The organism is Streptomyces sp. NPDC088252 (assembly GCF_044740965.1).
In the GTDB taxonomy this organism is placed as follows: domain Bacteria; phylum Actinomycetota; class Actinomycetes; order Streptomycetales; family Streptomycetaceae; genus Streptomyces.
This window is the reverse complement of record NZ_JBIURS010000027.1, coordinates 40,411-59,686: the sequence shown is the minus strand read 5'-3', so window position 1 is coordinate 59,686 and position 19,276 is coordinate 40,411. Positions and strand designations below refer to the sequence as shown.

Genomic DNA, 19,276 nt, shown 5'->3' with positions numbered 1-19,276 from the left:
TCGTCGAGATCCACGGGTCATTGGGGGGCCACGGGACGACGGACCGTCGCAGCTGCCTGCCAGGCTGCGAGGATCAGCAAGGTACCGGTCTCCAGCAGGACGCTGAGCAGGGCTTGGGGGGCAGGCTGCAGACCGCGTTCGGTGAACCCGAACACACCGATCGTGCGGGAGGCCGTGAACCCGGCGAGAGCACCGAGCGCGACGCCGGCAGCCGCAACCCTGAGCAGCGCCGGTGCCGCGAACAGCACCAGGGCGGCGACCGCGAAGGCGGCACTCGCCTGCAGCAGGAACAGGTCGCCGACGACGTGGATGAAGCGATATCCGTCCAGGTAGAGCTGGGCATGGATGTACCCGCTCCCGGCAAGTGCGGCAGCGATGGCCAGGCGTATCGCGAAGGCCGGACGCCTCGCGGGGGCGATTCTTGTCATGGCGTGGTCGCGAGCTGACTGATCGAGGACGGCGCCCGGCGCCTCGCCGTGCTCGTCCGGGTACTGGTTCATGGGGTCACCTCTACGGTCGGGGTCATGAAGGGATGGATGGAGCAGAAGCAGGCATCGGCGCCGGCTCTGGTGAACGTGTAACGGAAGGTGGCGCCGAGGCCGCGCGGCGGGGAGGCCCCGAGGGGCGGCGGAACCATCTCGGTCATCTCGGCTCACTCCTGCGGAATGGAGGAAAGGATCCTGAGGATCAGTGTTTGTCGGGTTCCACGGGCGCCGAGGGTCGTACGGTTCGGCTTGCAAGCACCTTTTGTGAGATTTGCAAGATTTGCCGAATATGCAATGATCGCGCTATGCCGTGGAGCCTTCCGAAGCGCGGTTCGAGGAGTGAACCGGACCGCTCCGGGAACCGTGTCTCTGATACGGGGACCATTTCCCGCGCGGACGAGGAACTGCTCCGCACGCTGTACGCCGAGCATGCCGGGCCGCTGTTCCACTTCGTCCTGCGACTGACCTCAGGGGACTGGCAATGGGCCGAGGATGTCGTGCAGGAGACACTGCTGCGGGCCTGGCAGCACCCTGCGGCGTTCGATCCCGAACGCGGTCCGGCGCGGGCGTGGCTGTGTACGGTTGCCCGGCATCTGGTCGTCGACGCCCATCGGGCCCGCCGGGCCAGGCCGACCGAGGTCGGTGGCGAGGCGCTGGAGCGGGTCGCGGAGCGGACGCCCGGGGAAGACGAGATCGAGCAGGCGCTGCAGAGCTGGGCGGTGGCCGACGCCATCCGGACCCTGTCCCCGGACCACCGGGCCGTGCTGCTGGAGACGTACTACAGGGGCCGGACGATGGTCGAGGCCGCGAAGGCGCTCGACATTCCGGTAGGCACCGCGAAGTCGCGGACGTACTACGCCTTGAAGGCTCTGCGGCTGGCGCTGCAGGAACGGGGCATCGAGCCGTGACACCGGCGCGGAGGAGGTGCGGAACATGAATGCCGACCGTGACGCCATCCGGTTCTCCCTCGGCGGGTACGTGCTGGGCACGCTGTCCCCGGAGGAGATGGAGCAGGTACGCGTCCACCTTGCGGAATGCGACGAGTGCCGGGCCGAGCACGCCGAACTGGCGGGGTTGACCGCGCTGCTCGCCAAGGTCAGCGAGGCCGAGGTGGAGGCTGCGCCCGCAGCAAGCGAGGAACTGGCCGACCGGCTCGTGCGGCGGGCCGCCGCAACCGCGCAGCCGCAGCCTGCGACCGCTGCCGTACCGCAGCGAAGTCGGCTCGACCGGTTGCTCCAGCAGGCCGCGTCCCGACGTCGCACCGTCTGGCGGAGGCAACTGGCTGCGGTCGCAGCGGCCATGACGCTCATCGCGGCGGCAGCGTCGGGCGGCACGTGGCTGGCCACCGTCGCGGCCACGAGCAGCCAGGTGGCACAGCCCGCCGCGACGACACCGGCCCCGTCCCGCACCTTGTCCGCAAGCGACCCCGCCACCGGCGTGTCCGCCTCGGTGAAGGTCTCGCCCGCTGCCTGGGGCAGCGCCCTGCAGGTCTCGGCCAAGGGAGCGCCCCCCGGGATGACGTGCAGGCTGCAAGCGGTCGGGGTCACGGGCGACGCGGCGACCGCCGCCACCTGGCAGGCGGGCAAGTATCCGGGCGGCGCCATGATTTCCGGGACGGTACCCATGTCCCCGGGAACGATCAGTCACTTCGACATCTACGCCGGAAACGGCCAGAAGCTCCTCACCATCCCCGCGTGAGGCCTCGACCGGCGCCGACACCACGTGGCCGACGTTGATGGCCCGCGTCAGCGCACGTCGCCACCGAGCCCCGCGCGGAAGGCGATGTTGTGCGGCTTCGGCGCGTTCGGCGCCCCGCTCCGAGCCCGGCGGCTACCTGGATGACATGGCCTCTGACGGTGCCCTCGGTCACGTGCGACGCGGCGGCGATGTCGGTGTTGTGCCCCTGGGTGAGAAGCCGCAGCACGTGGGACCGGTGTTTGTTCAACGACGCGACACGTGCCGTGTCGGGCGGGTTCGTCCCGGAGGACGGCGCGCGGACGACGACGTCGATGGCCTGGCTCGTGACGGCGGAGGCGAAGACAAACCGGCCTCCGGCCGAGGCGTGCAGGGCCGTGGAGGCTGCTCCGGGGGCGCGTCCTTGGCGGGGAACCCTTCAGCGCCCGTGTCGAGTGCCTGCTGGTCGTACGGTCGCACCCGAAGGCGGCGAGCAATGAGCACCGAGGGAGGAGGCCGGCCGGCTCGCGCAGGTCGCACCCCGGCCGCCGCCGCGATGGGGAGACCGTCGTGATCATCCGGGTTCCGCTCGGCGACGACACCGACGGGCTGCGCGGCACTGGCGTGGATCACGGACTCCACCCGGAGCATCACGGTATGTGCCCAGGTAGCGGGCGGGCGGACCGCCGAGACCACACCCGACGTCGCCCCGGTCGACACCCGGATGCACGGCATGGGCGGTCTGGCGCCACCGGGGCGCTGGCACTGCCCCGCCGCGCGTGATCACCTGACGACGTTCCACGACGATGCGCAGGTCACCCAGGCGCTACGGGATTCCGCTCAAGATGACCCCCACCCGGACGACCTGCTGCGGGCCGTCCGCGACGCTCGCAGCGACTGCGCCGCGCTCGGGCCGGCGGTCGCCCGGCCACTGCTCGACGCACGCGGGTCGCGCCCGCGCGTCAGCCCCGAGGAACAGTGCAGGCCGGACGAGCCGATCCCACGCGAAAGCGACGTGCCGCGGCTGCTCGCCCTCTGCCTCACCAACGCGCGGCGACCGGTTCCACCGCGACCAGCCGTGTCCGAGCCGCCCGCATCGCCTGACGGCCGGAATCGAATCAGCGGGGAGGCCGTCGCTGGGGGCGCATCGCATCGAACATTTCGCCTTCGAGTCCCCGATGGCAGCAACGTCTGGGCCGCATGGCCAGGGGTCTGTGGAGAGCATCCGCTGGATCACGGTCGTGACCTGCGGATCGTCGCGGTGGTATGGGAGCGACACGCCGACGTAGTAACCGAAGCCTCACTGGGTTCGGTCATGCCGAGCACTGAAGGCAAGCGTGGACCTGGCGGCCGTCCAGAGCTTGATGAACCTCGGTCGATTGTGCGAGGCACTCGACGATACCGTTGCCGCGGCCGTGTTCGTCCGGGGCGACGTCTTGGTGGGGGCGTTCCGTGGCGGTTCCGGAGTCGACGACCACGATGTGCAGCGTGTGGTGGTCGACGGCCAGCTGCACCGTCATGTACTCGTGGCCGTACCGGGCGGCATTGGCGGCGAGTTCGTCGACGATGAGGACGGCAGAGTCCCGCTCGTTCTGGGGGATGCTCCAGTTCTCCAGCAGGTCCGCCGCGAAGTGACGGGCGGCGGAGACATGTGCTTCCTGCGCCGGCAGAGTGAGCAGCGCCTCGCGGCGGCAGCCTCGTGGGGGCAGCGGACTCGTGATGGTCGAGTTGGTCGCAGACATGGGCTTCTGCTCTTCTTTGGAGGCGCGAGGGCGGAAGGGTGAACCTGGGGGCGGAACACGGGGCGAGGGGAGCGGCGAAGAGTGCGGGTCGCGGCTGCGACGTCGCCGCCGGAGGCTGATGGCCGTGGTCCGCCGGGCACTTCGGCATGTGGCGTGGAGACGAGCGTCGCAGACGCCGCGACCGCCTGTCGGGAGCAGCTGGGTCATGTCAGCTCACTCCTTGCGGGTGGGGAGGGATGGGGAGCAGATCTCGTGAATACCAGCGTTTGTCTACTTTCACGGGTGGAAGGTGCCTCACGGTTCGGCACGCTCACGTCTTTTGGTCGATTTCGGCATGGGTGCGGTGAGGAGCCGCTGTTGTGTCGGTCGAGGAGGCTGCGGATCGTACGGCGGTCCCGATCGGGTGGTCGTGTGACGGCCGGCGCACGGAGTAAGGGCTTCTTGGGAGCTCGAGGTTGTTGACCGTTCGAGGTTCCAGGAGGCCCTGGTCGCAGCCCTCCGTGCCGGTACGGGTGGGTCCGACTCGGCCGCCCGATCGCGTGACTGCCTCGCGCAGGGGACGCGGGCAACCGTCCGTATCGGCAACGCCGGTATCCGTCGGACCTGACCGATGCGGAGCTGGCTGAAGCGCCGCCACCGGCCGGAGGGAGCGCCCGACCGCAGCCTCGGCTCGGCTCGGCCCACCGAGGTCGAATCGGCCGTCGCCCGGTCGGTGAAGGTGGTGGGCCAGGGCGCCACGGCTATCCACACGGACGGCGAGTACGGGATGGTGTGAGGGCCACTTCCGTTCGGGTACCGCCGGCCGCGGCAGCACAGCGGCCTCGACAACCCGGCAGGTTGATCTGGTGGCCGAGGCCGCACATCGACTCCGAACCGGCAGCGAGCAACACCACGTCGACAAGATCCTCAGAGATCGCGGCGTCGGATTCATGGAACGAAGCCGCATCCTTACCGCAGCCAAGAATCTCAGCAAACGCTCCTGAGCATCGACCTCCGCATCAGCAACCGAGAGGTCTCCCGGCCTGGCGGCGTCCGCGTACCGTTTGACGGTTCGGCTCGTCATGCCGGGCTGCCGCTGGATCGCGCGACGGCTGTGCCGCGCGGAACGGCATGCACGGTGTCGAGGCTTGGATCAGCGCCGGGTGACACCCGCGGCGGGGGCCGGTTCCGGTGACGGGTCCGGTGGTGTCGGCATGGTACGGGCGCTCTCCTGCACGGCGACAGGTGTGTTGCTGCTTGCCGCAGTGATGGCGAGGAAGCGTTGGCCGGGCGCCGACTTCGCGGAGCTCGGCGGCGTCAGCACCTCGCGTAGCAGCCCGATCATTGACTCACCTGTGCGCCCGCGGCGTTGGCGGTGAACATGGTGAGCGCCTGCTTGCGACCGGAGGGCGCGGTCCGCCGCTCCGTGAGCCAGAGTGTGTACGTCTTACCGGGCACAAGTCCCGTCGCCGCGACCTGGATCAGGTCAAGGGCGCCGAGCGCGTTCACCGAGACGGTGGCATGCGCACGCCCGCCCTCGCCCATCCGCGCGGACAAGCTTCCGGTGCGGGCCTGTCCCTCCCCCTCGCGTCACTGCCTGAGACGCGTCCCGGTGAGCCACGGGCGTTGCCGCCAGGCGGCTCCGCATCACGCCGATCCCCCGCTGCTGGGTGACAATGATCTCCTCCGCCAGCCTGCGCGGGACGGGGTCCTTGCCGTGCTCCAGAACCGCCTTGGCCAGGCGACGGCTCCCTGGTGGTGAGGGACCATCATGGCCGCGAAGTCACGGTCGGCGTCACCCGTCATGGGAGCGTCCGCCATGGCCTTCACCATGGTCTCCATGCTCGCGTCCCTCTCTGCGACGAAGGGGCTGTGCGCGCCGCTCGCGTGAGCCACACGCGCTTGTGGTGAGTCGGGCGCCTGCCCGGCCTGGCAGGCGATCAGGCCCCATGCCATGGCACCCGCTGTCGCGGTGATGCGGAGCCGACGATGTGCGGTGCATGCCACGGCTTTCTCCCTGGCTGTCACCCTTGCGCTTGCATCGGCCCCGTCTTCTCGGTCGACGAAGGGGTGTCACCTTCAGGCGTGCAGGCAGGTGATCCGCGGGGCCGCACATTCGGCTACGTGTGGGCTGCTCCGTCCTCGGCACAGGGCGCGGGCCTCGGCCTCGGCCTCGACGTCGTAGCCGTACATCCGGGGCATGCCGGAGATCGGGGCTTCGTCCGCAGCCTTGAGGTCAGCGTTGCACCGGGAGCCCTGCTGGAACCGGGCCGCACGATCGCACCGCAGTGTCTGGCAGCGGTGCCTGGTTGGCGCCCGGCCTCATATTCGGCAGCACCGGATGAGCCGCGACGCCGAGCAACGCAAGCAACTGTCATAGGGAGATGGCTTTGTGACTGCTCGTCATCGAAGCACGAAACCCGGCACCATGTCGTCGTCGGGGTCGACGATGAACCGGTGCTCGCCGGTCTGGTAGGCCCGGCCGGTGACCACCGGCACCACGGCCTCCCGGCCCGCCTCGTGCGTGGTCCTTTGCACCCGCGCAAGCCAGGTCGCCTCGGTGATCGAGCTGTGCGCGAGCACTTGGCCGGGCTTGAGCCGGCCGGTCGAATGCAGCGCGGCGACCCGCGAGCAGGTACCCGACCCGCAGGGCGAACGGTCGACCTCGCCGTCGGCGAACACGGTGACATTGCGCTGCCGCAGGCTGCCGTCGGGACCGATCCCCTGGTCGTCGACATAGATGACGCCGTAGATGCCGCTCAGCCTGTCGTCGAGCGGGTGCTCGGCGAAGGCGGTGGGATTGAGGAAGCCCTTGATCTCGCGGCTCAGCTCGATCAGCGCGGTGAGCGAGGCCACACTCACGTCGAGGCCGACCGCTGCGGCAGGGACGTGAGCATAAATGGCGCCACCGAAGCTGATCCCGCACCGGACCTCCCCGCGCGAGGTCGGCACCGCCACCTCGTCGTGCAGGACGTAGCTGGCAACACTGACGAAGTCGACGCTGACGACCCGGTCGCCGTCGGTGGCCACATGGGCGCGGACCCGTCCCGAGGGCACGTCGATCACCACCTCCGTGACCCCGCCGGGATCGATCGGAACCCGGCCGCTACGCACCGCCCACGCGCCAAGAGCGATGGTGCCGTGACCGCAGGCGGTCGAAAAACCGTCCTTGTGCCAGAAGAGCACACCGAAATGGGCCCCCGCGTCGTTGGGCGGAACAATGAACCCGCCGTACATGTCGGCGTGGCCGCGGGGCTCGGAGCACAACAGGGCACGCAGCCCGTCGATCCCGGGATCGGAGATCGCGCTCACACGCTTGTCCGCCACGGTGTCGCCCGCGATCACGGGCACGTCGGTGACGATCCGGAACGGCTCGCCGCCGGCATGGTAATCGACGGTGCGGATGTCGGTGGTGGTCATGGTGGGGTCCGATCCTGATAGGGGACAGCGGGGCGGGCCGTCAGGCCATGGGCGCAGAGGGGGAGTTCGGCCGGCGCGGCGAAGGTCCCCTTGATCGACCGTGCGGACACCCGACACCTCCCGAGCCGGCCTCATTGCCCGCGAGTGAACCATGTGACATGGCACTGCGCAATGACACATCCGGGATTCTCCGCGGAGCTACCCAGCGAACGCCGACCGCCATTGCCGAAAGCCCGATCCATGCCGCCGCCCAGCGGGGCGGCAGATCGTGCGGCAGGCAGTCGGGCCGTGCCCCAAGGCCCGCCTGCGGTACCCGGCCGTCAGCCGGTTGGTCCGGCAGCGGCGGCGGGCGTCGCGGGGCCGCCCAGGCCGAGCCGGTGTCCGAGGCCGACGCCGTGCCGGTAGAGGGCCATTCCTTCAGCGAGCCGGTTCTTCTCCCACGCCCGCAGGGCGCCGTCAAGGGAGGGAACCTGCTGCAGGGCGGTGAAGAGGGTGATGGCGTCGGCGGCCGCCTTCTCCGCGCTGGCCGCGGTGTGCGGCCGGACGACAAAGGCCGCGTCGCCGGTCAGCAGCATCCGGTCGTCGCGCATCCGGGTGACCCGCCCATCGAGGATCGCCTGCGCGAACGGCTCCCTGGTGTGCTCCACGAGCTCACGCATGGGCTCGGGAAGCAACTTCCGCGTGCGGTCCAGGAGCTCGTCGTGCACCCGCGGGGCCATCAGCCCCGGGGGCAGGGAGAGTCCGTGGGCGGTGCCGTTCCGGTCGGTGGTGATGCGGTCCAGGCCGGCCGCGTCGGCCCGTACGTACCACACCCAGTTCATCCGGCGCTTTCCCGGCGTGGTCGTGCCGAAGTCGCCCGGGATGAAGTAGCACAGGAACTGGGTGCGGTCCCCGTCGTAGAAGCTGAAACGGTCGCGGAAGACTGCGCTCAGGCCCTCGGAGAGGTCAGCCTCGCCGATGACGCCCCGGTAGGCGACATACCCGGCGTAGCGGGGAGCACTGTCGGGTGCGACGAGCCCGCGATGGCGAGAGGCGGAGCCGTCGGCGATGATTGCGAGGTCCACGGAGCGGACGGTGTCACCGAGGTGGACGTCTACGCCGTCGGGCCTGGGTGCGAGCGCCGTCACTTGCTGCCCGTCGTGGTAGCGCGCGGGGTCGAGGCCGTCCCGCAGGGATGTGTAGAGCGCGCCCCAGGAGATCATCTGTTGCCGCATGAGCGTGTGATGGCTTCGCCCGTCCCGGCTGAAGAACTGCCGGTGCGTGACGGGCACGCTGATCCGGTCGGGGTCGACGCCGCAGAACATGTTGAGGAACCAGGCAACGCTCGGCTGGAGCACGATCCCCGCCCCGCGGTCGTCGGGACGGCCGGAGGACCGCTCCCAGACGGTGACGTCCAGTCCCAGCTCGGTGAGCGCGACCGCCTGGAACAGGCCCCCCAGCGAACCGCCGACGACGCCCACTGACTCGATGTCCGGCACGGTGGTCACAGCGAGCACACTCCGTTCTCGCACACGGCGCCGTCCGGCGCCTGGGTGGCATGGCGTCGAAGGATCTCCACGAGCGTGCCGGTGCCGACGGCGCCGTTGATCGCCTTGCCGCCGGTGATCAGCAGCGGCACTCCGCGAAGGCCGATGCGTTCGGCCAGTTGTTCGTCCTTCGCCACGGCCGTCTCCGGCGCAGGGTCCGTCAGCCGTGTGGCCACGTCGTCGCCGAGCCCCACCTCCTTGCCGATCCGGGCCAGCACGTCCACATCGCCGATGTCCTGCCCCTCGGAGAAGTAGGCCACGAGCAGGCGGTCGGCCATGGCCGCACTCGGCTGTGCGCTCTGCTCGGCCAGCGCGATCAGCCGGTGTCCGGCCCGGGTGTTCGGTGTCCTGGTGATCGCCTCGTAATCGAAGACGATGCCCTCGTCCCGGCCGACCGTCACCGTGCCGGCGTCCAGCCGCTGCGAATGCTCCCAGCTGCCGAACTTCTCACTGCGATAGGTACGCCGGTCCACACCGACCGTCGGCATCGCCGGGTTGAGCTCGAAGGCGTGGTGGCGGATGCGGAACTCCTGACCGGTGCGTTCCGTCACGATGCCGACGGCCCGTTGCAGCCGGCGCCCGCCGATGTAGCACCAGGGGCAGATCAGATCGCTGAACACATCAAGGTCGATCATGGGTAGAGCCTCCCAATCGAACCGACTAGTCTGTTCGATGACAACGGCGGTGGGGCCTCCCCCATTCCCGCGCTTCACCGGAGGTGCCGATGACCGCTTCTGAGACCACCCGCGCCAGGATCGTCACGGCGGCGGCCGACCTCTTCACCCGCTGCGGCGTGCGCGCCGTGGGTATCAATGAGATCTGGCGCGCCTCCGGGGTGGCCAAATCGACCCTGTACCAGCACTTCCGCTCCAAGGACGAACTCGTCGCCGCTGTTCTGCGTCGGCGCAACGACGCGTGGTGCGCGCGCCTGCGCGCAAGCGCCGCGGCCGTGAGGACGCCTCAGGACCGGCTCCTTGCGATCTTCGACCTGCTGGCCGGGGAGTTCGCCGACCCCGCCTACCGCGGCAGTGATCTGGTGAACGTCGCCGCCGAATACCCCGACCCCGACCACCCCGTGCGTGTCGCCATCCGCGACCACAAACGCGAAATCCTCCACTACCTGGGAGCACTCGCCGAGGAGGCGGAGGAGATGGATCCCGAGGCGACCGCGGCCACCGTGCTCATGCTCGCCGACGGAGCGGCCTGCGCCCGTGTCAGCCTCGGCGACACTGCCGCCGCCGGCCTGGCCCGGAAGGCGGCGTCGCGTCTGCTGGCGCACGCCTGAACAGGGCCGGATCAGTCGCCGACGCGCTGAGTGCGGGCATCTGCCCCGGCAGAAGTGGATGCGCACCAGCCACTACGGACGACGAGGCCACGCACCACCGGAAGCCGACCCACCGTCCCCGTGGTGTTCCTCGGCTTCGCCCTGACGGGAGCCGAGGGCCTGTCCGCACTCGCCTCCGTCGTCTCTCTGGCCGCCTTTCTCACCGGCGCGCTGGCCGGCGGCCGCTTCGGCGTCCGGTTCGCCATGCACCGAGGCCGGTTGCTCGCCTCGGCCATGGCCGTACAGGCGGTGCTGTTCGCCGGAGCGCTCGGCACGACCGTCGCGGGGCACGGCAAGGTGGGGACCACCGTCCAGTACACCCTGATCGTGCTCCTCGGCCTCGCGATGGGGCTGCAGAACGCGGTCGCCCGGCGGCTCGGCCTCCCCGACCTGACGACGACCGTGCTCACCCTCACCCTCACCGGGCTCGCCGCCGACTCCGGCCCGGCCGGCGGATCCTGTCCGTGCCGGCGATGTTCCTCAGCGCCCTCGTCGGAGCCGTACTCCTGAAGATCGGGATCTCCCTCGTCCTGGCGGTGGCGCTGGCACTGCTCGCCACGGGCGCGGCGGTTCTGTGGCGATTCTCGGTCCCGGGTGCGGGGTGGGCCGCAGCGCCGTGAGCCGGATCATGCGCTTCAGCGGGAGGGGGTCTCCCGTACCGGGTGCTTGCTCAGGATCGAGACCCGGTTGAAGGCGTTGATGGTGATGGCCACCCAGATCACAGCGGACAGCTCGTCGTCGCTCAGCGCCTCGTGGGCCTCGGCGTACGCCCGCTCCTGGGCGAGGGCGTCGGCGGGGTGGGTGGTGGCCTCGGCGAGAGCGAGGGCGGCGCGCTCGCGGGTGGTGAAGAGTTCGGTGTCGCGCCAGGCCGCGAGCACGCCGAGGCGCCGGGTGGTCTCACCGGCCCGCAGCGCGGCCCGGGTGTGCACGTCGAGGCAGTAGGCGCAGCCGTTGAGTTGGGAGACACGGAGGTTGACCAGCTCGACCAGGATCCGGTCGAGACCCGCATCGGCAGCGGTGGTACGGACGGCGTCGGCCGCCTTCACCAGTGCCTGGTACGCGGTGGGGCTCTGCTTGTCGAGGTGGATCCGTCCGGTGGACCGGAGGGCCGCCGTGACCTGTGCCGTCTCGCTCACCCTGTGCTCCTTCGTCTGTTGCCGGGCGTTGTCGTCACGACTATCATCCTCCATGATTGTTGAAATCAAAACTAATTGGAGGGGTCAGGAGATGGGTGACACAGAGGTCGAGGTCCTCACGGCCCGGGACGTCCCGCTGGGCGGCCCGCGCGCCATGACCGTACGCCGCACGCTGCCCCAGCGGGCCCGGACACTCATCGGGGCCTGGTGCTTCGCCGACCACTACGGCCCCGACCTGGTCGCCGACTCCGGCGGCATGGACGTCGCCCCTCACCCGCACACCGGACTGCAGACCGTGAGCTGGCTCTTCACCGGCGAGATCGAGCACCGCGACAGCCTGGGCACCCACGCCTTCGTACGGCCCGGAGAGATCAACCTCATGACCGGCGGACACGGCATCAGCCACACAGAGGTCTCCACACCCGACACCACCGTCCTGCACGGCGTCCAGCTCTGGCTCGCCCTTCCCGACGAACACCGCCACGCCCCTCGCGACTTCCAGCACCACGCCCCGGAGCCGCTCCGCGTCGACGGCGCCGAACTCAGGGTCTTCCTGGGCACGCTGGCCGGCGAGACCTCCCCCGTCCGCACCTTCACCCCGCTCCTCGGCGCCGAACTCCTCCTCGACCCCGGCGCCACCGTCACCCTCGACGTCGACCCGGCCTTCGAACACGGCCTGCTCGTCGACGAAGGCGACGTCCACCTCGCCGGCACGGTCCTCCACCCCGCCGAACTCGGCCACGTGGCCACGGGGCGGACGACACTCACCCTCACCAACGCCTCCGACCACCGCGCACGGGCGGTCCTGCTCGGTGGCACGCCGTTCGACGAGGAGATCGTCATGTGGTGGAACTTCATCGGGCGCAGCCATCAGGACATCGTCGAGGCGCGGGAGGAATGGGAGCGGGCCTCCGACCGTTTCGGCAGCGTCGACGGCTACCCCGGCGACCGGCTGCCCGCCCCCGCCCTGCCGAACGCCGTCATCACACCCCGCAAGAACCCCTCCCACCGCTGAACCCCCCACCGAAAGGACCGTCATGAACGAGCCGACCACCACCCCCCTCGTCCGACGCGTCGACGCCCGCCACCGCTACGAGATCCTCGTCGACGACAAGCGCGCCGGCCTGACCGCCTACCGCGACCGCGACGACCGGCGGGTCTTCTTCCACACCGAGATCGACGACGCCCACGCCGGCCAGGGACTCGCCGGGATCCTCGTCGAGCAGGCCCTGATCGATGTCCGTGCCTCCGGGATGCGGATCGTCCCCGTCTGCCCGTACGTGGCCAAGTTCCTCAAGAAGCACCAGGAGTTCGCGGACATCACCGACCCCGTGACCCCCGAGGTCCTCACATGGCTCGACGCCCGGCTGGGACGCTGACGCCACCGGACAAACAGCTCGAGCCGACCGAGCAAGGCGTAAAGTGTGGACGGGCGCGGCGTGATCACGAGGAGTAGGTGTGACCGCGGTCAGCCTTGAGCACGCCACTGTCCCCGCCGACACCGGCGAGGTGACCCTTCTGACAGCCGGCCGGGTGGAGCCCGGTTACGAAGCCGCCTTCGCGCCGTGGGCGAAAGGCATCCTCGACAGCGCGGCCGCCTTCCCCGGCCGTCTGGGACACGGACTCTTCCGCCCCTCCGGCGGCGACGCCCTCTGGCTCCTCGTCCACCGCTTCCGGGAGGCGGAGGCCTGCCGGGCCCGGTAGGAGTCGCCTGCCACTCTCCGTGGGCGTGGGCGCGGACATGTCCCTGTCGTCTCCCCGGACTCAGGCCGTGTGCAGTGTGCAGGGCCGCGTGCAGCGTGCGAACGGCCAGGTCGATGGCGGCCTCCGCGGCGTAGGTGCCGCGCAGCACGTTGAGCGTCACGAAGTCGTGGATGAGGCCTGGAACCGGACGGCGGTGACGGGTCTGCCCGCCTCGCGGAGCTTGTTGGCATAGGCCTCGCCCTCGTCGCGCAGCACATCGGCCTCGCCGGTGATGACGAGGGCCGGCGGCAGTGACGCTCGTGCAGACCGCCTCCAGCCTGCCCGTCGTGCTGCTGGCCCTGCCCTCCGGGGTGATCGCCGACCGCTTCGACCGCCGCTCGGTGCTGCTGGTCGCGCAGTTCGCGATGCTCGCGTGTCCGGTGCGCTGGCCGTGCCGGCGTTCACGGACGCGCTGTCGCCGACGGTGCCGCTCGTCCTCACCTTCCTGTTGGGGTGCGGTACGGCACTGATGGGCCCGGCCCGGCGCGCGATCCAGCCGGAGCTGGTGGAGGGCCGACGGCTCGGTCAGGCGGCGGCGCTGGGCGCGGTGATCCTCCGATCGCCGGGCACCTGAGGACTACGACGGCGGGTTCCTCAAGTAGTCGACGGCGGCGAGGTCGTCGTTGTCGTGGCCGGCTGCGACGGTCGCTTCGAGGCGGTCACGGACGGCCTGGAGCAGAGGGGTGGGATTGGCGGCCGCTGCGGCCAGTTCGATGTCCTTCAGGGCGAGTTGCACCGCGAATCCGGGCGTGTACGAGGCATCGTCCATGACGCCTACCTTCTGCAATTCGTACGGCATGGCGAGCGGGCCGGCCTCAAGCACCCGGACGAACGTCGTGTGATCGACGCCGAGCGCGTCGCACAGCACGAGGACGTCGCTCATGGCGACCGTCGAGGCGGCCATCCACGCGTTGACGACGAGCTTGACGGCGCTGCCCTCGACCCCTGTTCCGACGTGGAGCACGGACGAGCCGAGATCGTCGAGCAGGGGACGCGCCCGTTCGAGGACGTCCTCGGGGCCGGCTGCCAGCCAGACAAGCCTGCCCTGCCGAGCGGGCGCGGTACTTCCCGAGACCGGTGCGTCGAGGTACGCAACACCGTGATCACGGGCCAGAGCGGCCAGCAGGCCGGCGTGCCGCGGCCCTACCGTGCTCGCCTGCACCCAGACGGCATCGCTTTCGAGCCGACCGAGGGCATCCGACATGACTTCCGCGACCGCATCGCCGTCACGGAGCACGGTGATGACGACGGGCGCGCCGGAAACCGCATCGCCCACCGTCCTCACCGCCGTGACCCCGGCAGCGTGCTCCGCCACCGTACGGGCCCTCTCCCCCGTGCGGTTCCAGAGCCGTACCTCGTGGCCGGTATCTCCGAGGCGCATCGCCATCGCGGCGCCGAGTGCGCCTGCTCCCAGAACAGCGACGGTGGAAGCGTGAGACATGGAAGACCCCTTCTCTGTTCCCCTTGTCCATGTTCCGCCGGCAACCCGCGTCCCGGGGTATCCGGGTCCCGGGCGCCGGCGTCTTCGACGCGGGCACTCACGGTTTGGCGGTACGCCGCACGGTCAACTCACCGCCACGCCGTAGGGGCTGGCACCGAGAGTGACGGTCGCGACGACCTTGTGGGAATTCGGGTCGATGACCTTGAGGGTGCCCGCTCCCTGGTTCGTGACGTAGATCGCCTCACTGGTGACCTCCAGGTTGAACGGGTCGGTGCCTGGAGGGCCCAGGGCAATGGTCGAAGAGACACGGTGGCTCCCGGTGTCGATCACGGACACGTTGCCCGGACCGAGGTCGGCGGAGTAGGCGAAGCGGCCGCCGGGCTCGACGGCCACGTCGAAGGGGCCCTCGCCGACGGACACGGTGGTCACCTTTCCGGTACGGGTCTCGACGGCGAGGACGTGCGCTGCCACCTCGTCGGCGACGTAGGCCGACTTGCCGTCCGGTGTGATGGCGACGCCCACCGGAGAGCGCCCTGCGGGAAGGTCCCGGTCGACCCGGCGCGTGCGGGTGTTGATGACCGACAGGCTGCCGGACCCGGAATTCGCCACGTAGGCCGAACCGCCGTCAGGGCTGAACGCCACGTTCACCGGAGACTTGCCGACCGGGATGGTCGAGGCCACCCGGTGGGTGCGGGTTTCGATCAACGAGACGTTGTTCGAACTGCCGTTGGTGACGTAGAGGAAGGCGCCATCGGGGCTGAGGCCGACACCGGTGGGACTCTTTCCCACCGGCACGGTTGCGACGATCTTGTTGTTCCTGGTGTCGAGGACCGAGACCCGGTCCGAGCCGCTGTTGGCGATGTACACGTGCTTGCCGTCCTTGGCGACCGCAACACCTTCGGGCGCCACGCCGGCCGGTACGGTCGCGATGACCTTGTAGGTACTGGCGTCGATCACCGAGAGCGTGTCGTCCTGCTGGTTCGTGACGTACACGCGGCCACCGGCACCGGTGTGGACGGGCGCGACCGGCACGTCGGAGTCCTTGCGGACCGAGGTGGCGGGCGTACAGGAGATCAACAGGATCCCGATGCCCGCCGCGAGTACCGGCCGCAGCGTCCCGCCGGTGCGCCGGCGGCCGTTGCCGACTCGGGTCCGCAGGGCAGAGAACATCTCGCCTCCTGTGCGCATTGCGATGGTTCGGTCGGGGGCCGGGCGGGGCGGCGTCTCGCCGACGCCCGCCGGGGGCAGTGAAGGATCAGGTCAGGAGCCCGCGAGCGTAGTAGTCCTTCTCGTCCCGAACTCCGGGCAGTGCGAAGAAGTAACCGCCGCCCCGGGGGCTGATGTACGGCACCAGTGTTTCGTCCTCCAGCCGGGTCTGCATGGCGACGTAGGTGTTCAGCTCTTGCTGGAAGCAGACGAAGGCATGCCCCATGTCGAGTTCCGGTGGGTTGGGGCTCCGGTCGTAGTCGTAACTGCGCCGCAGGATGGTGCTGGTCGCCGCGGTCTGCGGAGTCTGGGGATTGGCGAGGCGGATATGAGAATTCAGCGGGGTGATCAGGCCTTGCGGGTCGTTCGTGTAGATGGGGTCGAGGAGATCCGTGACGTTCTCATCCACGGCGTACATGGGGGCGCCGCTCGCCTTGCGGCGGCCGAAGATCCGCTCTTGTTGAGCAACGGGCACCTTCTGCCAGGCCTCGATATGGAAGTGCACGATACGCACCACGTGGTACGTGCCGCCTGCGGCCCAAGCCGGTTCGGCGCCCTTCGGCTGGACCCAGACCACCTGATTCATCTGGGCGTCGTCGGTGACGCTCGGGTTGGAGATGCCGTCCTTGAAGCCGAACCAGTCACGCCGGACACCGACGGGACGCTCCGGATTACGCTGGCCGTCAATGCGCCAGCGCAGCTTCATCGCGGACTTGGTGTGGGTCAGGATGTCGAGCAGCGCGTGCACCGTCGTGTCGCGGTGATCGGCGCAGATCTGGATCAGCAGGTCGCCCTGGCTCAGCGAGGGGTCCAGATCGTCGTGCCGGAAGGGCGTCATCGTGACGAGCTGGACCGGCTTGCGCGTGCTCAGTCCGTAGCGGTCGTCGAAAAGGGACGCGCCCACTCCGACCGTGAGGGTGAGACCATCGGCCACGAACGTGGGTCCCATGATGCCGTTGTCCGATGGCGTTGCGGTCGGGGGCACCTCCGGTGGCTTGCCGCCCGCCGTGAGGAAGCGGCCCCGCGCGGTCAGCATGCGGAACAGGTCGGTGAGCTCCGCGCGGTCGGAAGCGGTCACGTCGAACGAGACGAAAATCGCGTCCTGTTGGGGCTCAGTGGCGATGCCTGCCTGGTGATGACCGTGAAAGGGGACCGTGCGGGATTTCGGTTGCTCCTTGATCTCGACCATCGTGTCGGCGAGCGCCTCACCGCTGCCAGAGGCGGCCCCACCCGCCACTCCGGCCACGCCCGCGGCGGCGCCGTGCAGAAACGACCGCCGGGCCAACGCACTCGCCGGGCACCCTTCGCCGCTCCACCCGTCCTCCGGGCTCGCGGATGTCTCGTCAGTCATGGTTCCTCTCAGGCAAGGAGCCCGGTGTCAACCGTACGGCGCTGCCGCCGTCGGATTCCGTGAACCGGCCCCGGCCCAATCGGCGCGCGACCGCACACGGCAGCCCAACCGGCCTCCGGACTGCCGCCGGTGACACACCGGTTTACAAAACGTAATATATGGGACGATCAGGCTCACGCCACTTGAACAGACACCGCTCGGCAGACCTGTCCCCACCGATGTCGCGCCGGGATCACGGCCCGTCGAGCGCGCGACGGCGAGAGCGTACCGGTGGCGCAGACATGGGCCAGGTACTCACGTCGACGGTCGGGGGCAGTGCCGCATGCGATGTCCCCCTGAACGCCGCCACGGACGTACGTGCAGGCCACGACAAGATTCCGGCGCATATCGGTCGCTTACGCCGGGCGGGTGCGCACCGCGTGGTCGCCGAAGCACAGACCTCCTTGCGCTCGCCGTCGTGACTGTCGGCCTTCTCCGGGATGGTCTGCCGGAGTCGCATCGCCCCACCACCCCGCTTCGGGATTCGAGGGAGCCGGCCCCCATTGCGGACCGCGGGCCGCTGTGCGGTCACGTCCGGTTCGAGGGCGGCCATGCGCACCCGTCCGGGTCCGGGAACGGCACAGGTCCCGACCGAAAGGGACACCTTCAAAACTAGGCAGGAAGCCTGCTAATGTTTGTCAGGTGGCCTGCCTATATACACCGGGATCTCCGCAGCAGGCATGCTCCATCGCAGAGGTCCCGGAGGATGGAGTCGCTCCGTGTCCCTTGCCGGTGACACCAACGCTCCGCGGCAGACAGCCGGGATCAGCGCGCCCGCAGGCGATCCGTTCGGCCCGCGCTTCGTCGCCCCGCTGTACCTCGGAGCCGCACTCAACCCGGTCAACAGCTCGATCATCGCGACGGCGCTGGTCGCCATCGCCGCCGCCCTGCACGTCTCCGTCGGGGACACCGCGATCCTGATCTCCTGTCTCTACCTCACCAGCGCACTGGCCCAGCCCGCCTCCGGGCGCCTCGCAGAGGAGTTCGGACCCCGACGGGTCTTCGTCACCGGCATCGTGCTGGTGCTCGTGGCCGGGATCGTCGGCTCGCTGGCTCACTCACTGACGGCGCTGATCGTTGCCCGGGTGCTGATCGGCGCGGGCACCTCGGCGAGCTACCCGTCGGCGATGCTGCTGATACGTCGCCGCGCCGAGCAGGCCGGCCACGAGGCCCCGCCGCGCGGGGTGCTCGGCGGCCTGGCGATCACCGGAGCCGCCACCGTCGCCATCGGTCCCGCCATCGGCGGGCTGCTGGTCGGCCGGCTCGGCTGGCGGACCGCCTTCTGGATCAACATCCCGGTCGCGACGGTCGCCCTGGTGTTGGTGCTGGTCGGGCTCGCGCCGGACCCCGACCCGGTGCGTCCCGGTCCGCCGCGCGCCCTCGTCTCCCGCATCGACCTGCTCGGCATGCTCGGCTTCGGTGGCTCACTCACCGCCCTGATGGTCTTCCTCTCCGCCCTGCCACGCCTGAACTGGCCCGCGCTCGCCGCCGCCCTAGTCCTCGCCGCGCTGCTGATCGGCTGGGAACTGCGCGCCGGCCACCCCTTCCTGGACGTCCGCCTGCTCGCCTCCAACGGAGCCCTGACCCGCACTTATGCGCGCAACGGCCTGACCCTGATGGGCACGTACGTGATCCTGTACGGGCTCACGCAGTGGTTGGAGGCGGCCCGCGGGCTGTCCGCCTACCAGGCCGGGCTGGCGCTGCTGCCGATGGGCGTGCTGACCGCTGTGACCGCCCGGGTGGTATCGCGGCGGACAGGGGTGCGGTTGCCGCTGATCGCCTGCGCGGTACTGCTGCTCGTCGGGGCCGCGGCCGTGCTGTTCGTGGGCAGCAGCACCCCGATGGCGGCGGTCGTCACCGTCAGTGCGGTGTTCGGCCTGACCTCCGGTGCCGGGACGGTCGCCAACCAGACCGTCCTGTACCAGGAGGCCCCCGCCGCCGCGGTCGGCACCGCCTCCGGGCTGCTGCGCACCTTCGGCTACATCGGGTCCATCGCATCGGCGGCGATCACCGGCACCGCGTTCCACAGCAGCGTGGACGACAGCGGCCTGCACCTCATCGCGTGGGTGCTGATCGCGATCGCCGCCCTCGTCCTCGTCCTGACCGTCTGCGACCGCCGGTTGGGCAAGACCGGCCAACGGCACGCGAACTGAGATCCGACCAGTTGGTGCCCTCACCCGGGGCCCGTTCCGGCCCGCGCGGGCGAGGCG

22 protein-coding genes and 3 pseudogenes are annotated in these 19,276 nt (G+C 70.0%); 11 read left to right on the top strand and 14 right to left on the bottom strand.

Going from position 1 to position 19,276, the window contains the following annotated elements:
* Positions 1–17: 17 nt before the first annotated feature.
* Both ACIOHC_RS36765 and ACIOHC_RS36760 read right to left on the bottom strand, forming a co-directional pair.
* Complete coding sequence (locus ACIOHC_RS36765; RefSeq protein WP_351079797.1) at positions 18–500, bottom strand: hypothetical protein; 483 nt, start codon at positions 498–500, stop codon at positions 18–20.
* Complete coding sequence (locus ACIOHC_RS36760) at positions 497–646, bottom strand: hypothetical protein (protein ID WP_401845931.1); 150 nt, start codon at positions 644–646, stop codon at positions 497–499. Before ACIOHC_RS36760 ends, ACIOHC_RS36765 begins: the two co-directional genes overlap by 4 nt.
* A 144-nt stretch (positions 647–790) precedes the next feature.
* Here ACIOHC_RS36760 and ACIOHC_RS36755 point away from each other — a divergent pair, with 144 nt between their 5' ends.
* Together ACIOHC_RS36755 and ACIOHC_RS36750 are read left to right on the top strand one after the other, a co-directional pair.
* Positions 791–1,393, top strand: coding sequence for a sigma-70 family RNA polymerase sigma factor (locus tag ACIOHC_RS36755; protein WP_351079799.1), 603 nt, complete (start codon positions 791–793; stop codon positions 1,391–1,393).
* Between the two features lie 25 nt (positions 1,394–1,418).
* The gene (locus tag ACIOHC_RS36750; protein ID WP_351079801.1) at positions 1,419–2,183 is read left to right on the top strand and encodes a zf-HC2 domain-containing protein; all 765 of its coding nucleotides are present in this window, start codon (positions 1,419–1,421) and stop codon (positions 2,181–2,183) included.
* 1,289 nt (positions 2,184–3,472) lie between these two features.
* Here ACIOHC_RS36750 and ACIOHC_RS36745 read toward each other — a convergent pair.
* A complete protein-coding gene (locus ACIOHC_RS36745; RefSeq protein WP_351079803.1) occupies positions 3,473–3,901 on the bottom strand; it encodes an ATP-binding protein in 429 nt (142 codons plus the stop codon).
* 610 nt (positions 3,902–4,511) lie between these two features.
* Here ACIOHC_RS36745 and ACIOHC_RS36740 point away from each other — a divergent pair.
* Complete coding sequence (locus ACIOHC_RS36740) at positions 4,512–4,676, top strand: hypothetical protein (RefSeq protein WP_351079805.1); 165 nt, start codon at positions 4,512–4,514, stop codon at positions 4,674–4,676.
* A 357-nt stretch (positions 4,677–5,033) separates the two neighbouring features.
* On the opposite strand, the gene ACIOHC_RS36735 is transcribed toward ACIOHC_RS36740, so the two are convergent.
* The 6 genes from ACIOHC_RS36735 to ACIOHC_RS36710 form a co-directional block, all read right to left on the bottom strand.
* A complete protein-coding gene (locus ACIOHC_RS36735; RefSeq protein ID WP_351079807.1) occupies positions 5,034–5,225 on the bottom strand; it encodes a hypothetical protein in 192 nt (63 codons plus the stop codon).
* Positions 5,222–5,437 (bottom strand): hypothetical protein, encoded by a 216-nt coding sequence (locus ACIOHC_RS36730; RefSeq protein WP_365690748.1) that lies wholly within the window; start codon positions 5,435–5,437, stop codon positions 5,222–5,224. Before ACIOHC_RS36730 ends, ACIOHC_RS36735 begins: the two co-directional genes overlap by 4 nt.
* A 90-nt stretch (positions 5,438–5,527) precedes the next feature.
* A complete protein-coding gene (locus tag ACIOHC_RS36725; protein ID WP_401845956.1) occupies positions 5,528–5,701 on the bottom strand; it encodes a hypothetical protein in 174 nt (57 codons plus the stop codon).
* A 582-nt stretch (positions 5,702–6,283) separates the two neighbouring features.
* Complete coding sequence (locus ACIOHC_RS36720) at positions 6,284–7,300, bottom strand: proline racemase family protein (RefSeq protein WP_351079809.1); 1,017 nt, start codon at positions 7,298–7,300, stop codon at positions 6,284–6,286.
* Between the two features lie 320 nt (positions 7,301–7,620).
* Positions 7,621–8,787 carry a hypothetical protein gene (locus tag ACIOHC_RS36715; RefSeq protein ID WP_365690710.1) on the bottom strand — a complete coding sequence of 389 codons (1,167 nt, stop codon included), beginning with the start codon at positions 8,785–8,787 and terminating at the stop codon, positions 7,621–7,623.
* Positions 8,784–9,461, bottom strand: a complete 678-nt coding sequence (locus tag ACIOHC_RS36710) for a DsbA family oxidoreductase (protein ID WP_401845927.1) — start codon at positions 9,459–9,461, stop codon at positions 8,784–8,786. Before ACIOHC_RS36710 ends, ACIOHC_RS36715 begins: the two co-directional genes overlap by 4 nt.
* Before the next feature lie 89 nt (positions 9,462–9,550).
* Between ACIOHC_RS36710 and ACIOHC_RS36705 the strand changes: the two genes are divergently transcribed.
* From ACIOHC_RS36705 to ACIOHC_RS36695, 3 genes are all read left to right on the top strand, one after another.
* Entirely contained in the window at positions 9,551–10,111 is a 561-nt protein-coding gene (locus ACIOHC_RS36705; protein ID WP_351079815.1) for a TetR/AcrR family transcriptional regulator, read from the top strand.
* A gap of 123 nt (positions 10,112–10,234) precedes the next feature.
* A complete protein-coding gene (locus ACIOHC_RS36700) occupies positions 10,235–10,660 on the top strand; it encodes a DUF1275 family protein (RefSeq protein WP_365690712.1) in 426 nt (141 codons plus the stop codon).
* Positions 10,624–10,770 carry a hypothetical protein gene (locus ACIOHC_RS36695; RefSeq protein WP_351079819.1) on the top strand — a complete coding sequence of 49 codons (147 nt, stop codon included), beginning with the start codon at positions 10,624–10,626 and terminating at the stop codon, positions 10,768–10,770. Before ACIOHC_RS36700 ends, ACIOHC_RS36695 begins: the two co-directional genes overlap by 37 nt.
* Positions 10,771–10,785: 15 nt before the next feature.
* On the opposite strand, the gene ACIOHC_RS36690 is transcribed toward ACIOHC_RS36695, so the two are convergent.
* Positions 10,786–11,286: a carboxymuconolactone decarboxylase family protein gene (locus tag ACIOHC_RS36690; RefSeq protein ID WP_351079821.1), complete on the bottom strand. Its 501-nt coding sequence runs from the start codon at positions 11,284–11,286 to the stop codon at positions 10,786–10,788.
* 91 nt (positions 11,287–11,377) lie between these two features.
* Between ACIOHC_RS36690 and ACIOHC_RS36685 the strand changes: the two genes are divergently transcribed.
* The 3 genes from ACIOHC_RS36685 to ACIOHC_RS36675 all read left to right on the top strand — a co-directional run bounded on the left by ACIOHC_RS36685 (position 11,378) and on the right by ACIOHC_RS36675 (position 12,990).
* Positions 11,378–12,301 carry a pirin family protein gene (locus ACIOHC_RS36685; RefSeq protein ID WP_351079823.1) on the top strand — a complete coding sequence of 308 codons (924 nt, stop codon included), beginning with the start codon at positions 11,378–11,380 and terminating at the stop codon, positions 12,299–12,301.
* A gap of 22 nt (positions 12,302–12,323) precedes the next feature.
* Positions 12,324–12,665, top strand: a complete 342-nt coding sequence (locus ACIOHC_RS36680; protein ID WP_351079825.1) for a GNAT family N-acetyltransferase — start codon at positions 12,324–12,326, stop codon at positions 12,663–12,665.
* A gap of 79 nt (positions 12,666–12,744) precedes the next feature.
* The gene (locus ACIOHC_RS36675; protein WP_351079827.1) at positions 12,745–12,990 is read left to right on the top strand and encodes an antibiotic biosynthesis monooxygenase; all 246 of its coding nucleotides are present in this window, start codon (positions 12,745–12,747) and stop codon (positions 12,988–12,990) included.
* A 73-nt stretch (positions 12,991–13,063) separates the two neighbouring features.
* Here ACIOHC_RS36675 and ACIOHC_RS36670 read toward each other — a convergent pair.
* Positions 13,064–13,281, bottom strand: a pseudogene (locus ACIOHC_RS36670) (alpha/beta hydrolase fold domain-containing protein); the annotation flags it as partial.
* Here ACIOHC_RS36670 and ACIOHC_RS36665 point away from each other — a divergent pair.
* Positions 13,281–13,603 (top strand): annotated as a pseudogene (locus tag ACIOHC_RS36665) (MFS transporter). The pseudogenes ACIOHC_RS36670 and ACIOHC_RS36665 sit on opposite strands and share 1 nt — an antisense overlap.
* Before the next feature lie 3 nt (positions 13,604–13,606).
* On the opposite strand, the pseudogene ACIOHC_RS36660 reads toward ACIOHC_RS36665, so the two are convergent.
* The 3 genes and pseudogenes from ACIOHC_RS36660 to ACIOHC_RS36650 all read right to left on the bottom strand — a co-directional run.
* Positions 13,607–14,506: pseudogene (locus ACIOHC_RS36660) on the bottom strand (NAD(P)-dependent oxidoreductase); the annotation flags it as partial.
* An 87-nt stretch (positions 14,507–14,593) separates the two neighbouring features.
* Positions 14,594–15,640, bottom strand: a complete 1,047-nt coding sequence (locus tag ACIOHC_RS36655; protein WP_351079829.1) for a beta-propeller fold lactonase family protein — start codon at positions 15,638–15,640, stop codon at positions 14,594–14,596.
* 85 nt (positions 15,641–15,725) lie between these two features.
* Positions 15,726–16,922 (bottom strand): Dyp-type peroxidase, encoded by a 1,197-nt coding sequence (locus ACIOHC_RS36650; protein WP_401845921.1) that lies wholly within the window; start codon positions 16,920–16,922, stop codon positions 15,726–15,728.
* Between the two features lie 863 nt (positions 16,923–17,785).
* Here ACIOHC_RS36650 and ACIOHC_RS36645 point away from each other — a divergent pair.
* Positions 17,786–19,219: an MFS transporter gene (locus ACIOHC_RS36645; RefSeq protein ID WP_365690719.1), complete on the top strand. Its 1,434-nt coding sequence runs from the start codon at positions 17,786–17,788 to the stop codon at positions 19,217–19,219.
* Positions 19,220–19,276 lie beyond the last annotated feature (57 nt).